Annotated in this window: 15 protein-coding genes; 8 read left to right on the forward strand and 7 right to left on the reverse strand. The window is 39.5% G+C overall.

Annotated features, from left to right (window positions below; all coding sequences use genetic code 11):
- From phnK to phnP, 5 genes are read left to right on the forward strand one after another with little or no spacing between them, the layout of a single operon-like run.
- A complete protein-coding gene (gene phnK / locus ACA100_RS06820) occupies nucleotides 1–792 on the forward strand; it encodes a phosphonate C-P lyase system protein PhnK (protein ID WP_481079117.1) in 792 nt (263 codons plus the stop codon).
- A 10-nt stretch (nucleotides 793–802) separates the two neighbouring features.
- On the forward strand, nucleotides 803–1,513 hold the full coding sequence (gene phnL, locus ACA100_RS06825; protein ID WP_481076959.1) for a phosphonate C-P lyase system protein PhnL: 711 nt from the start codon (nucleotides 803–805) through the stop codon (nucleotides 1,511–1,513).
- Nucleotides 1,503–2,648: an alpha-D-ribose 1-methylphosphonate 5-triphosphate diphosphatase gene (locus ACA100_RS06830; RefSeq protein ID WP_481076960.1), complete on the forward strand. Its 1,146-nt coding sequence runs from the start codon at nucleotides 1,503–1,505 to the stop codon at nucleotides 2,646–2,648. The genes phnL and ACA100_RS06830 overlap by 11 nt, the downstream gene beginning before the upstream one ends.
- A 10-nt stretch (nucleotides 2,649–2,658) precedes the next feature.
- Nucleotides 2,659–3,228 carry a hypothetical protein gene (locus ACA100_RS06835; RefSeq protein ID WP_481076961.1) on the forward strand — a complete coding sequence of 190 codons (570 nt, stop codon included), beginning with the start codon at nucleotides 2,659–2,661 and terminating at the stop codon, nucleotides 3,226–3,228.
- A complete protein-coding gene (gene phnP, locus ACA100_RS06840; RefSeq protein WP_481076962.1) occupies nucleotides 3,222–3,986 on the forward strand; it encodes a phosphonate metabolism protein PhnP in 765 nt (254 codons plus the stop codon). The genes ACA100_RS06835 and phnP overlap by 7 nt, the downstream gene beginning before the upstream one ends.
- A 68-nt stretch (nucleotides 3,987–4,054) precedes the next feature.
- On the opposite strand, the gene nhaA is transcribed toward phnP, so the two are convergent.
- Complete coding sequence (gene nhaA, locus ACA100_RS06845; protein ID WP_481076963.1) at nucleotides 4,055–5,203, reverse strand: Na+/H+ antiporter NhaA; 1,149 nt, start codon at nucleotides 5,201–5,203, stop codon at nucleotides 4,055–4,057.
- 222 nt (nucleotides 5,204–5,425) lie between these two features.
- The gene (locus ACA100_RS06850) at nucleotides 5,426–6,352 is read right to left on the reverse strand and encodes a substrate-binding domain-containing protein (RefSeq protein WP_481076964.1); all 927 of its coding nucleotides are present in this window, start codon (nucleotides 6,350–6,352) and stop codon (nucleotides 5,426–5,428) included.
- A gap of 144 nt (nucleotides 6,353–6,496) precedes the next feature.
- Between ACA100_RS06850 and ACA100_RS06855 the strand changes: the two genes are divergently transcribed.
- Genes ACA100_RS06855 through ACA100_RS06865 form a run of 3 tightly spaced genes read left to right on the forward strand, consistent with a single transcriptional unit; the run spans nucleotide 6,497 to nucleotide 10,172 of the window.
- On the forward strand, nucleotides 6,497–7,990 hold the full coding sequence (locus tag ACA100_RS06855; RefSeq protein ID WP_481076965.1) for a sugar ABC transporter ATP-binding protein: 1,494 nt from the start codon (nucleotides 6,497–6,499) through the stop codon (nucleotides 7,988–7,990).
- A 42-nt stretch (nucleotides 7,991–8,032) separates the two neighbouring features.
- Nucleotides 8,033–9,073 (forward strand): ABC transporter permease, encoded by a 1,041-nt coding sequence (locus ACA100_RS06860; protein ID WP_481076966.1) that lies wholly within the window; start codon nucleotides 8,033–8,035, stop codon nucleotides 9,071–9,073.
- A gap of 1 nt (nucleotide 9,074) precedes the next feature.
- Nucleotides 9,075–10,172: a nucleoside hydrolase gene (locus ACA100_RS06865; protein WP_481076967.1), complete on the forward strand. Its 1,098-nt coding sequence runs from the start codon at nucleotides 9,075–9,077 to the stop codon at nucleotides 10,170–10,172.
- A gap of 60 nt (nucleotides 10,173–10,232) precedes the next feature.
- Here the strand turns inward: ACA100_RS06865 and ACA100_RS06870 are convergent, their stop codons facing one another.
- From ACA100_RS06870 to ACA100_RS06890, 5 genes are all read right to left on the reverse strand, one after another.
- Complete coding sequence (locus ACA100_RS06870; RefSeq protein WP_481076968.1) at nucleotides 10,233–11,033, reverse strand: ABC transporter ATP-binding protein; 801 nt, start codon at nucleotides 11,031–11,033, stop codon at nucleotides 10,233–10,235.
- Nucleotides 11,030–11,941: an ABC transporter permease gene (locus ACA100_RS06875; protein WP_481076969.1), complete on the reverse strand. Its 912-nt coding sequence runs from the start codon at nucleotides 11,939–11,941 to the stop codon at nucleotides 11,030–11,032. Before ACA100_RS06875 ends, ACA100_RS06870 begins: the two co-directional genes overlap by 4 nt.
- A 17-nt stretch (nucleotides 11,942–11,958) precedes the next feature.
- Nucleotides 11,959–12,891 carry an ABC transporter substrate-binding protein gene (locus ACA100_RS06880; protein ID WP_481079118.1) on the reverse strand — a complete coding sequence of 311 codons (933 nt, stop codon included), beginning with the start codon at nucleotides 12,889–12,891 and terminating at the stop codon, nucleotides 11,959–11,961.
- Nucleotides 12,892–13,047: 156 nt separating this feature from the next.
- Nucleotides 13,048–13,758, reverse strand: coding sequence for an EcsC family protein (locus ACA100_RS06885; protein WP_481076970.1), 711 nt, complete (start codon nucleotides 13,756–13,758; stop codon nucleotides 13,048–13,050).
- Between the two features lie 70 nt (nucleotides 13,759–13,828).
- A complete protein-coding gene (locus ACA100_RS06890) occupies nucleotides 13,829–14,593 on the reverse strand; it encodes an alpha/beta fold hydrolase (protein WP_481076971.1) in 765 nt (254 codons plus the stop codon).
- Nucleotides 14,594–14,636: the final 43 nt, after the last annotated feature.

Genomic DNA, 14,636 nt, shown 5'->3' on the forward strand with positions numbered 1-14,636 from the left:
ATGATGAGTAATGAAGTTGTGGAAACCCCATTATTGGAAGTGAAGCAATTAACCAAGTTGTACGGCCCGAATAAAGGTTGCCAAGATGTTTCTTTTGAAATTTATCCTGGTGAAGTGATCGGTATTGTGGGTGAATCGGGTTCAGGTAAATCGACGTTATTATCAACATTGTCAGGTCGATTGAAGCCAGATCATGGTTCTGTGAATTATATCCATATGGATGGCACCATTCAAAATCTCTATGAACAAACAGAAGCAGAACGCAGAAAACTATTGAGAACTGAATGGGGCTTTGTTGAGCAAAATGCGCGCGATGGCTTAAGAATGGATGTTTCAGCGGGTGCAAACATCAGTGAGCGATTAATGGCGCAAGGCGTTCGCCATTATGGTCATTTGAATCAAACAGCACGCGAATGGTTAGAAGAAGTGGAAATTTCTGAAACGCGTGTGAATGATTATCCGAGAACATTTTCAGGCGGTATGCAGCAACGTTTACAGATTGCTCGTAATTTAGTGTCTAATCCTCGTTTAGTCTTTATGGATGAACCCACAAGTAGTTTGGATGTTTCGGTACAAGCAAAATTGTTGGATCTGATTCGCTCTTTAGTTCGTCAATATAATTTGTCCATCATTTTAGTGACGCATGATTTAGCAGTGGCAAGATTATTGGCAGATCGTTTAGTGGTGATGCAAAACTCACGCGTGATTGAAACAGGTTTAACTGATCAAATTTTAGATGATCCACAACACTCATATACGCAGTTGTTAGTGTCATCCATCTTGCAAGTATAAGGGGCGCGTTATGTCTAAAGTTATGATTTCAGCCAAAGGGATATCTAAGAAATTCACCATGCATCAACAAAACGGTGCAGAAATTAACGTATTCAATGACCTGAATTTTGATGCTGAATCTGGTGCATGTTTGATTTTATCTGGCCAATCAGGTTCTGGTAAATCCACATTATTGCGCATGATGTATGGTAATTATCTCTCCAATAGCGGCGAGTTGAAGATTAAAACAGGTAGTCATTGGGTGGATATGGTGAAAGCAACGCCGCGCCAAATTGTTGCGCTGCGTAAAAATAGCATTGGTTATGTGAGCCAATTTTTAAAAACGATTCCACGAGTGACAACACTGAATGTTGTGATGCAGCCAGCATTGGAGCGTGGCATGTCTCAGGAAGCTGCGCAACAACGTGCAGAAAGTTTATTGAGCCGTTTAAATATCCCTGAAAGTTTGTGGCACTTAGCGCCGAGCACATTTTCAGGTGGCGAACAACAACGTGTGAACATTGCACGTGGCTTTATGGTGAGTTGGCCGATTTTATTGTTGGATGAACCGACAGCATCATTAGATGAAAAAAATCGCGATGTTGTGTTAGAGCTTATTCAAGAAGCCAAAGATAGTGGCAGTGCCATTGTTGGGATTTTTCATGATGCTTATGTGCGCCAACAAGTGGGTAATCGTCAATTCAATGTATTGAAAAATGAGGTGGTTGATCATGTTAGCTGAACAAGTTTTCACAAATGCTCAGATTATTTTAGGTGATGAAGTTATTCACGGTACTGTGGTTGTGAAAGATGGCAAGATTAAAAGCATCGAGCAAGGCAATGTCATGATGCCATCTGCGTTGGATATGCAAGGCAGTTACTTAATGCCAGGTATGGTGGAATTGCATACAGATAACTTGGAAAAACATATGACGCCAAGACCTTCTGTCAAATGGCCATCATTGCCTGCGATGATCAGCCATGATAATCAGATTGCAAGCTCTGGTATTACAACGGTTTTCGATGCGCTCTCTTTGGGAGATATCAGCCCACGAAGTACGCGCATAGAAAGCTTAAAACCGATGTTAGAAACGTTGGATTATTCTCAAGATCATCAGTTGACGAGAGTGGAACATAAGCTTCATTTACGCTGTGAAGTGGCTCATCCTGATACTTTAGCCGCATTTGAAGAAACTGTGGGTAATAAACATGTGGGCTTGGTTTCTTTAATGGATCATTCTCCAGGTCAGAGACAGTTCAGAGAAGTCGAACATTATCGAGTGTATTATCAAGGGAAATATGGCTTAACAGCGGATGAAATGTATGCTTATGAAGCACAGCAAATCGCCAATGCAGAGAAATTTAGCCATAAACATCGCTTAGACATTGCCACATATTGTCGTGATAAAAATATTGTGATGGCTAGCCATGATGATGCAACAGAATCTCACGCTTTAGAATCTTATGAGTTAGGGATGAAGATTGCTGAATTCCCAACCACTGAAGAAGCTGCAAAATTTTCAACTTTAAAAAATATGAAGGTTTTGATGGGCGCACCGAATGTTGTTCGTGGTGGTTCACACTCAGGCAATATATCTGCTAGTATTTTAGCCAAACAAGATTTATTACACATTTTATCTAGCGATTATTATCCAACCAGTTTATTGCATGCTGCATTTTTATTAACGCATGATGATATTGGTTATGATTTGGCCAAAGCTGTACGCTGTGTGAGTAAAAATCCCGCGGAAGCTGTGGATTTGTATGACCGTGGTGAAATTGCCATTGGTAAACAAGCTGATTTATTGCAAGTGGTCATGCATGGTGATCAGCCGTTGATTCAAGCAGTTTGGAAAAGTGGTCGTCGAGTGATTTAAAAGGGTGATTATGCATCGCAATGCATTTTATATAATGGGGCCATCTGGCTCGGGTAAGGATTCTGTGATTGAAGGTATTTGTCAACATTTTACAGATCAAGTGAGTCGGCCGCCTCGTTATATTACAAGGATATTGAATACGGCAGATGCAGAGCAGCATAATGTGATCTCGCCAGAGATTTTTAATGAATTATTGGTCAAAGACTGTTTTTCCTTGAGTTGGCAAGCCAATGGTTATCATTATGCTTATGATAAACAGTGGATCAATGATGTGACGGAAAATAAAATTGTGTTGCTCAATGGTTCTAGGGAATATTGGCCAGAGGCGAAAGATAAATTTACGGAGTTATTAGTTCCGATCGCATTAACATTAGATACAGAAGTCCAGAGATCTCGACTAGAAGGACGAGCACGAGAATCTCAAGCGGAGATCGAAGCACGAATCATGCGCAATGAAGCTTTAACCAGTGATATGCAAATAGATAATATTTTTCAATTGAATGCTAATCAGCCTTTATCAGATGTTGTGGATGATTTTGTTCAATTAATTTTAAGAGTGAGAGAAGGTGAAATATGTTAAAGCTGACATTTCTTGGAACATCAGATACAGCAGAAGTGCCAGTTTTTGGTTGTGATTGCCCAGTATGTTTGGATGCTAATAATTTAAAAGAGTTTCGCCGAAGCTCGTGTTCTGTGATGCTGAAATGCGAAGGGCAGACGATGCTTATTGATTGCGGTATTTCAGATATGTTGGGGCGTTTTAGACGAGATGAGATCGGTGCGATCATCCAAACACACTATCATGGCGATCATGCGCAGGGTTTGTTGCACATTCGTTGGGGCTTTGGCAAGCCGATTCCTGTTTATGGTCCAGAGGATGATGAAGGGTTTGCTGATCTTTATAAGCACCCAGGCATTTTGAATTTCCAAAAACCTTGGAAGCATGGTCAAACAATCGAATTTGAAGGTTTTACAATCACGGCTGTCAATTTGCAACATTCTAAGCCCACTTTGGGTTACGTGATTGCAACGAGTAGAAGCACAGTGGCATATTTAACGGATACGGTGGATTTACCAGAAGAGACTTATGAGCTCTTACAGGCTTATCATTTTGATTATTTGATTTTGGATTGTACATTTCCACCGCAAGAGACGCCGCCGCGTAATCACAATGATCTTAATTTGGTGAAGAAGATAGAAAGCCGTTTATCATGTGATCATGTGATATTAACGCATATTAGTCATGATATGGATATGTGGCTGCGTGATCCTGAAAATCGAGCATCTTTGCCTGATTATTATTCAGATGCTAAAGATAATATGAGCATTATGATTTAAAACTCTGAGTTAAAAAATCCCCAAATATCATAGTGGTATTTGGGGATTTTGTTTTTCTATCGGATGTTTTACACTTTTGGCTGAGGATGCAGTCTCAAGATTGCATAACCCAATCCACCCGACAAGAATGAACCGATGAATACACCGATTTTGCTCAAGTCTTGTAATTCAGGTGAAACGAATGCCAACATGCTGATGAATAAGCTCATTGTAAAGCCGATACCGCATAATAATGCAACACCATAGACTTGTAACCATGTCGCGCCATTCGGGCGGTTGAATAACCCTAATTTTTCGCCCACATAAACGATACCAAAAATACCGATTTGTTTACCGAAGAATAAGCCTAAAGCAACGCCTAATACCACAGGATGCGCTAACATGGATAATTCTAAACCAGCAAATGATACACCTGCATTGGCAAAACCAAATATAGGAATGATCAAGAAGCTCACCCAATTACTTAAGCTATGCTCCCATGCGATTAATGGTGGCTCACCTTTTGCATTAGTTCCGATATTATTCAATGGGATTGTTAGTGCCAATGTTACGCCAGCCAATGTTGCGTGAATCCCTGATTTTAATACCATAAACCATAAGATCAGACCAAAAATTAGATATAAATAAGGCGATGTTACTTTCTTAAAGTTTAAGAATATTAATGCAATGATGCTGCCTAATGCACCCAATAAATAAACTAAATGAAGCTCTTGTGTGTAGAAAACTGCAATGATAATGATGGCAGCTAAGTCATCAATGATCGCTAACGCTGTTAAAAATACTTTCAATGATAACGGTACACGGCTACCTAATAACGCTAATATACCTAATGCAAATGCGATGTCTGTTGCTGTTGGAATTGCCCAGCCATTTAAAGCAGCAGCATCACCTTTATTGAAGTAATAATAGATAACAGCTGGTACTGCTAAACCTGCTAATGCAGCTAACCCAGGTAAAATGCGTTGTGAATTAGTCGCTAGTTCTCCCACTAAAAATTCGCGCTTCAGCTCTAAGCCTACATATAAGAAGAAGATTGCCATGAAAGCATCATTCACCCAATGCAAGATGGAAAGCCCAGCAACGTAACTATTTAGAATAGAAAAATATGAGTCAGCCAATGGACTATTGGCGATTACTAATCCCAATAATGCAGAGATCATTAAAACGATGCCACCTGCGGTGGGTAAAGAAAAAAAGTACTGAAGTTTTTTATACATCCATTATCCCGAAAGTTGTATTGAATAAAACACGTAAATTTACTAAAAATCATTGATAAAATGCAATATTTTTATTTAAAAACCGATAAAAATTATAAATCTGCTGATTTGTGTTGAATATAATGACATTGTTTTTGATTGGTTAGTCTTTGTTTTTAAAGCATAAAAAAATAGCCATGACTATGATGGCTATTTATGATTATTAATGAATGAGTTAGCTAGTTATTGTACGTTGCTTTTATCAATGACGATTAAATCTTGGTAGAAGCGCTCAGGTACTTCTTGTTTGTTGATGCGTTTAACAGCAAATTCCAAACCTTTTGCGGCTTGAGCAGCAGGACCTTGATCAATGGTATTGAGCATTTTGCCTTCTTTAATGTATTGCAATGCTAATGGTAATGCATCATAGCCAGAGACAAGGATTTTTCCATCTAAACCAGCATTTTCAATCGCAGTGATTGCACCAATCGCCATATTGTCATTCGCTGCAAACACGCCCACAACATCAGGATTTGCTGTTAGGATATTTGTCATCACGTTCAACGCTTGTTCTGTTTCCCAGTTAGCTGTTTGTGATGCAACGACCTCAATTCCTGATGCTTCAGAGAATGCTTTCATAGCGCCTGCTTTACGCTGTTCGCCATTATCAACGCCAGGAATACCTTCTAGGATCACAACTTTACCTTTGCCGCCCAATTCATTCACTAAGCGTTTTGCCGATTTATAACCACCTTCAAAGTTATTCACGCCAACATAGTAATAAGTTAAACCTGCGGCTTTAGCTGCATCTTTGTCTAGCTCTACATCAAGATCAATGATAGGAATCCCTGCCTTTTCTGAATCACTGAACACAGAGACGAAAGCGTGGGAATCATTGGGTGTTACGATGATGGCATCCACTTTAGAAGCAATCATATTTTCAACCAATGAGACTAATTGTTCTGTGGAATCTTCTTTTTCCGCCACTTGCACTACAAGATCAATATTTTGTTCTTTGGCGGCTTTATCTGCACCTTCTTTCATGGCGATGAAATATTCATTGCTGAGTGTTTTCATAATAAGGGCAATTTTGGGTTTTTCGGCTTGACCGAAAGCGATGACGCTGAGAAGTGTAACGGTTGCTACTAATGACTGTAATAGACGTTTCATACGGATTTACCTCTGATTAATTGATATAGTATAAAATAGAGAAATCACAACAAACCATAGCTATTATGTAGTAAAATTTATAAGCAAGCAAATCTATACCGCAGTTTAAATTTTCATTAACGATTGAATTAAAAGAATAATGATATGAATGAACTAGATAGAAAAGTTGTTTTTGAAATGCATGATATTACTAAGTCCTTTAATCAAGTTGAAGTATTAAAGGGCGTTGATTTTACGTTACACTCAGGTGAAGTCCATTGTCTGGTGGGTGAAAATGGTGCTGGTAAATCGACTTTATGCAAGATTATTGCGGGCGTTTATCCCGCCAATAGTGGTTCGATGATGCTATTTGAAGAAAGCTACAATCCAACTACAGTTAAAGAAGCTCAACAAAAAGGTATTGGCTTCATTCACCAAGAGTTATTGCTAGTTTCTGAGCTCACAGTTTTAGAGAATATTTTTTTAGGTAGTGAAAAACATAATGCCTTTGGGCAGATGCAATGGAAGGAGATGTATGATCGTTCTAAAAAGGTCATAGATGAATTGGAGCTCGATATTTCACCCAATGCTAAAGTGAGTAGCTTATCCCTCGCGCAGCAACAGATGGTGGAAATTGCGAAAGCGATTTTGCATGATTATAAAATCATTATTTTTGATGAGCCAACAGCATCCATTTCCCGTAAAAATACGGAAACGCTTTTTAGAATCATTCACCAATTGAAAGAAAAGGGCGTTGGGATGATCTATATTTCTCATCGTTTAGAAGAATTTAATCACATTGCTGATCGCGTAACTGTTTTGCGTGATGGCGTTCGCACAGGCACAATGCTTTATAAAGATACAACTAATAATGAAATCATTAAATTAATGGTGGGCAGAGAGATTAAAGCAACACACACAGAGGATTATACGGATCATAATCATATTAAAATCAGTGTGAAAAATCTAGAAAATGCTCATGTACAAAGACTTTCATTCGATGTTTATGCAGGTGAAATTTTAGGTTTTGCGGGTTTAGTGGGTTCAGGGCGAACAGAAATTTTGCGTGCTATGTTTGGTGCAGATGAAAGCAGTGGCGAAATTTATATTGATGGTGAAAAGAAAAATATTCGCTCACCGAAAGATGCGGTGGATGCAGGCATTGGATTATTAACGGAAGATCGCAAAGGGCAGGGTTTAGTGCTGGGTACAAGCATCCGTAAAAATGTGACATTGCCCATCTTACATAGATTATGGAATGGCTTATTCATTGACCAGAAAAAAGAGAAAGCATGTGTGCAACAGAATTTGGATAAGCTTCGCGTTGTGGCAAGTAGCCAAGAGCAAACAGCAGGGACATTGTCAGGTGGCAATCAGCAAAAAGTTGTGCTAGCCCGTTGGTTAGAAAGTGGCGTGAAAATTCTTTTTTTCGATGAGCCAACGCGCGGTATAGATGTAGGTGCTAAGGCAGAAATCTATGATTTGATGCGTGAATTCACTCAAGAAGGTGGCACAGTTGTGATGGTTTCTTCTGATTTACCTGAATTGTTGGCGCTATCTAACCGAATTATGGTCATGCGACAAGGCAAAATGGTAGGCGAGGTTTTAAGAAAAGATGCATCAGAAGAGAAATTAATGCACTTAATGGTGGGCGTATAAATCCATTAATCGAAGAATTTAAAATATTTAGGTGACATAATTATGCAAAAACTAACAAAATCATCTGCATTATCTATTATTTCTAATTTGGGGATTGGGCTCGTTTTAGTTGGGCTTGTGATAGGTATGAGCTTTGCTTCGCCTGTGTTCTTAAAAACGAATAATATCGTGAATATCCTATTGCAAGTGGCGACAATTTCCATCATCGCGACAGGCATGACTTATGTGATTTTAACGGGCGGAATTGACTTGTCCGTTGGCTCAATTGTGGCGTTAAGTGCAGTTTGCTTAGGTACATTCATCCATGCTGGCATGAAGTGGATCGGGCAAGATCCTTCACAATTCATGGTGCTTTTAGTGGTTGCTCTATCCATCATCGGGGCAATTTTAGTGGGAACAATGTGTGGTTTAATTAATGGCTTTGTGATTGTGTGTATGAAAGTACCACCATTCATTGCAACGTTAGGAATGATGGGGATTGCACGTGGTTTAGCATTGACAATCGCAGGTGGTAAAACGCTTTATAGCTTCCCGCAATCCTTGCGTTATTTAGGTAACGGCAAAATTCCTGTCACAGAAAGTTTCAGTTTACCTGTGCCTGTGATCATCGCTTTTGCTGTCGTGATGGTGAGCTATTATGTATTAACTCAGACACGTTTTGGGCGACAAATTTATGCGCTCGGAGGGAATCGTGAAGCGGTACGTTTATCAGGGATCAATGTTGCTTGGCTAGAAATTCGTGCGTACATTATCAATGGTGGTTTAGCTGCATTGGGCGCAGTAATATTGGTAGGGCGATTAAATGCAGCGCAACCGATCGCAGGTGAAGGCTATGAGCTAGATGCAATTGCAGCCACTGTTATCGGTGGTACAAGTTTAGTGGGTGGCGTGGGTTCTGTGATTGGTACAGCGATTGGTGCGTTGATCATGGGTGTTTTACAAAATGGTTTAACATTACTTAATGTTGCATCTTACTCACAAAGATTGATCATTGGCGTTGTGATTATTCTTGCAGTATTTTTGGATCAAGTGCGCCGCGGGCAGGTCTCATTCACATTCATTACACGTTGGTTTAGGAGATAATATGGCACTGAAAAAAGTATTATTAACGACAGCAGTATTGGCAACTTCTATGGCGATGACGATGGCAAAAGAAAAAGTAATTCTAGATACAGATATGGTGGAGCTTTTTGATGATGGTTTAGCCATGATTATGTTGGCTAATTCCGATAAAGTGGATCTTCTCGGTGTAACAACTGTTTCGGGCAATACTTGGTCACGAGAAGGTACTGCTTATGCTATTAGGCAATTGGAAGTGATTGATCGTATGGATGTACCAGTTGTGGAGGGAATTCGCTATCCATTCCGAGCAAGCCGTCATGAAGGGATTCAATTAGAGCAACAAATGTTTGGTATTGGGCCTTCTAATTACTTAGGTTCATTGGGTTATGATGAACGCTCAACAGGTGAACCAAAAGCATGGGATGAATTTTATAAAAAGATCTATCTCGAGCCACCTAAAATGAAGCCAATCGAACGTGATGCTGTGGACTTTATCATTGATACGATTCATAAAAATCCTAATCAAGTGACGATTGCAGCAATTGGGCCCTGTACGAATGTCGCAATGGCAATCCGAAAGGATCCTGACATTATTCCATTAGTGAAGCGTATCATTTATATGGGTGGCGCTTTTGAAGTGCCAGGTAATACATCGCCAGCCGCTGAATTTAATTGGTGGTTTGATCCTGAAGCTGCAAAAATGTGCGTGCGAGCACCGTTTAAAGAGCAAATCGTTGTGGGTTTAGATGTGACAGATAAAGTCTTTGTGACGAAAGACCGCTACGAAAAAATGAAAGCATTGCCGCAGTTGTATCCAGCATTAAAAGATATGTTTGTCACGAGCTGGTACGAGCGTAAATTCCAAAATCCAAAAGCAACATCGTATGTTTGGGATTTATTGGTTTCAGCAATTATCATTGATCCATCTATTATTACAGAATCGAAAAATCAATGGATTGATGTGAACACTGAATATACGCAGGATTATGGCAGAAGCTTGGCTTATACGATTCAAGGGCCATTGGGCACACAAGTTGCAAAAATTGTTCATACGATTGACGAAGATAAATTTTGGGATTTAACATTTGATTTGATTCAAAAGCCTGCGGCGAAGAAATAAAAAATAGTCATATAAAATAAGCATCATCCTGAAAGATGATGCTTATGTATTTAAAAATATTTAACCTAGCAATAAGGCATCATCGCTCACTTTGGTGCCTTTTTTGTGTTCAAAGAGTTCTAAAAGATCAGAAATGCTTAAATTCTCACGAACTTCGCCTGAGACATCCAGCATGATTTCCCCTTGATGCAGCATGATGGTTCTTGTGCCATAGGTTAAAGCCTGTTGCATTGAATGGGTTACCATCAATGTTGTGAGCTTATTTTGGCGCACGATTTTATCCGTCAATTGTAAAACGAAAGATGCAGTTTTAGGATCAAGCGCGGCAGTATGTTCATCCAATAATAAAATTTTAGAAGGTTGCAGGGAAGACATTAGTAAGCTAATGGCTTGGCGTTGCCCACCTGATAATAATCCCATGCTATCGCCCAAGCGATTTTCTAAGCCTAAATTCAATGTTGCCAAGTGTTCACGGAAGATTTTTCTACGCTCTTCTGTGATAGCCGAACCCAATCCCAAACCTGATTCATTGCTTCTGCCATAAGCAAGCGCCATATTTTCTTCAATGGTCAATGCTTCGCAAGTGCCCACCATCGGATCTTGGAAAACACGCGCCACCATATTGGCACGCTTGGAAACAGAATGATTCGTCACATCAATATCATTGATTTTGATTGTGCCTTCCGTGACAGGAATATCACCGCTGATTACATTCAATAATGTGGATTTACCTGCACCATTACTGCCGATCACCGTGACAAATTCACCTTCACGAATTGTTAAGTTGATCTTTTTAATGGCGATATTTTCTAAAGGAGTATCCTCATTAAAAACGACACGAATATCTTTTAATTGCATCATTTTGATTTTCTCCTTCTCATTCTTTTAAATTTTGTTTTGATTTGTGGCAATACCAAGGCGATCACCACTAAAACGGCTGTGATTAAGTTTAAGTCCTGCGCGCCAATACCGATTTTATTGAGTGGCCCGCTGTGCAATGCTAAAGCAATGAATAAGCGATATAAGATTGCACCCACGATCACTGAAAGTGTGATCCAGAAGATCTTTCTTGAAGTGATGAGTGTTTCACCAATGATCACAGCAGCTAATCCAATCACGATTGTACCAATGCCGATGGAAATATCAGCTCCGCCTTGCGTTTGCACATATAAAGCACCGCCCAAAGCAATCAATGCATTCGATAACATCATGCCGAGATAAGTCATGACATTAGTATTGATGCCTTGCGCGCGGGACATACGAGGATTAGCGCCCGTTGCACGGAGTGATAAACCTGTTTGGCTTTTAAAGAATCTGTCTAATAACAGCTTAATTGCAATCACAAATAATAAGATGATCAAAGGCTTTACCCAAAACTGATTGCTGTAATCCTCTGCAATGAATGGGCTGAAAATCGTTGGATCCCAAATGATCGGCACGTTGGGCGCGCCCATAATGCGTAGGTTCACAGAATAAAGCGCAATCATCACTAAAATACTTGCCAATAATTGCATGATTCTTAATGAAACATTGAGCCAAGCTGTGACAAAGCCCGCCATTGCGCCGCCTAATGTGCCAAGTAATGTTGCGAGCCAAGGATTCATGCCAGAAACGATACAAATGGCACAAATCGCACCGCCTAAAGGAAAGCTACCATCGGCGGTTAAGTCAGGGAAGTTTAAGATACGAAATGAAATTAAGACGCCAAGGGCAACCAATCCGTAGATTAGCCCAACTTCCAAGGCGCCAAATAAAGAAATTAAAGACATTAATGCTCCAGAAAAATTTACTCAATTACCTTAGTTGCCGAGTCAATCATAGATTGTGGCAATGTTGCGCCTTGTTGTTTTGCTGCTTTTAAATTGACATACAATTGTGTTTTCTGTGGTTTTTCAGAAGGAATATCACCTGCTTTTTCACCTTCTAAAATGCGCACAACCAATTTGCCTGTTTGTCTGCCCATGCCATAATAATCACCGCCTAAAGCTGCAACTGCACCACGTTCAGCAGATGAAGTATCTGATGCAATCAATGGGATTTTAGTTTGTACAGCAGCTTGATACATGGATTCATAAGCAGAAACCACGTTGTTATCTGTACTTGTGTAAATCACATCCACGCGGCCTTGTAAGCTTTTGACAGCAGTTGAAATGTCTGTCGTGCGTTGCGCTGGCGCTGCCACAACTTTAATGCCATCTTTATCTAAAACTTCTTGAAGTTCTTTCAATACAATCGTTGAGTTCACTTCACCTGGGCTATAAACGAAACCCACATTTTTCACAGTAGGCACAACAGCTTTAATTAATTCTACTTGTGGTTCTAAAGGTAAATGATCCGAAACACCTGTCACATTACCGCCTGTTGCTTCCCAGCTTCTCACTAAGTTAGCAGCCACAGGATCTGTCACAGCGGTATAAACGATTGGTACTGTTCTTGTAGATGCAATCAATGCTTGTGCGCTTGGTGTGCCGATGCCTACGATCACGTCAGGATTATCACCTGCGTATTTTTTGGCGATTTGCGCTGCGGTTGCTGTGTTGCCTTGTGCGCTTTGGAATTCTACTGTTAAGTTTTGACCTTCCACATAGCCTGCATCTTTCAGTTCATCAATTACACCTTGGCGTGCTTGATCCAATGCAGGATGCTCTACAATCGCAGTGATTGCCACGCGCTTATTGGCTTTTTCTGCCAAGGATAATGTGCCGATTGAAAATGGCATCAAAACTGACAATAACAATAAAATTTTACTTGTTCTCATAAACCTTCGTCCTCCCAATTGTAATTATTTTTGACTACTTTCTGAACATAGCACAAAAGCAATAGATTGAGAATATGGGCGAGAAGAAGTTGTTTTATGATACAAGTTTATAGTAGTTTATTCAGCTGAACTATTAGCATTAATGAGTTCAGTTTGTACTCTACGAAAAAACTCTTCTTTATATCGTTTCTGAATAGCAGTTGCTGTTTTTTTAGCAAAAGTATAGTTGATCCCGCCACCTAAAACCCCACCTACGATAGGGATATATTTAGCAGCTTGTTTTGTGTTTAATTGTACCCCCAATATTGAGGCGACTTGTATGATAAATTTGAGTATATGGTTTGAGTTAGCTCCTTTTTTTCCTGCAATATTTGCAGCTTTGGTCATTATTGCTTGCATGCTAGCAACAGCTGCTCTATCAAATCCCAATGAATATAAATAAATTTCTTTGGTTAATTCAGAATCATGAGGATTATTGGGATTAAAACCATTTAAATATGCAACTCTTTGATTTAGTCTATATAATTGGGCGGCCATATTTAAAATATCGACCCCACCAATTGTAATCATAGTTGTCCATCCACCGAAACCTGATGCTAAACCCGTAACAGCACTATTTCTAGCAGCATAGTTGCAATAAGATTGAGACATATCTTCAATTCTTCGGTAGTTTTTGATAATTATATTAGTATTTAAATCATCAAAAGTATCAACAGGCAACCCTTTTGCCTTTATATCCTGTATAACATCTTGTGGATTGACATTAATAATATTAGAAATTTGAGAAATTAACGCACTTGGCAAGTGATCAAGAGCTACATTAGCCATGAAGAACCTTTAATGATTAACAGAAAATGTAATTACATATTATAATGAATAACTGCTATTAGCTATGTGTTTAATCTAAAAACGTATGAATTGTGCGGAGCACAGCATCCGTTTTTTGAGCATGAACCCAATGACCAGCGCCCGCGATCACTTTTGCAGTCGCATTAGGGAATTGTGCTGTGATCAATGCTTGATCTTCTTTGCGAACATAACCAGATTCACCGCCAATGATAAATAAAGTTGGCTTGGTGAATGTTGGTACATCCTGCCAACCAATGATCTCTAAATAGCGATCTTGTAAGGTTGCCACATTAAATTTCCAAGCGCCTTGCTTGAATGATTTCAATAAGAATTGAATCACAAATTCTTCATCTAAAATCGTACGCATTAACTCAGCCGCTTCTTTACGATCTGTGACTTTAGCATCGCTCACAGCATTCAATGCTGCAAAGATTTCAGTATGACGATGCACATTGTAAGCCACAGGCGCAACATCAATCACAATGAGGTTTTTGATTTTTTCAGGAATATATTCCGTGACTTTCATTGTAACTTTACCGCCCATAGAATGGCCGATAATAGTAACTTCAGGAATATTCAAAGTATCAAGCAGGGCAACGATGTCTTGTGCCATTGCAGAATAATTCATTGCGTCAGAATGGAAAGAATCACCATGATTACGCGCATCCACTTGGATGGTTGTGTAATCCGTCAAACCGCGTGCGATCATACCAAGGTTATTCATATCGCCAAACAGGCCATGAATCAACAAAATCGGTGTTGCATGAAGCTCGGTTTCAGGTTGGGTGATTTTATAGTTTAATAATGTTGCCATTCGATCATATCCTCAGTGACTGCATAACGTAGTGGGTTATTAT

It is taken from the genome of Wohlfahrtiimonas sp. XWW7 (genome assembly GCF_056716055.1).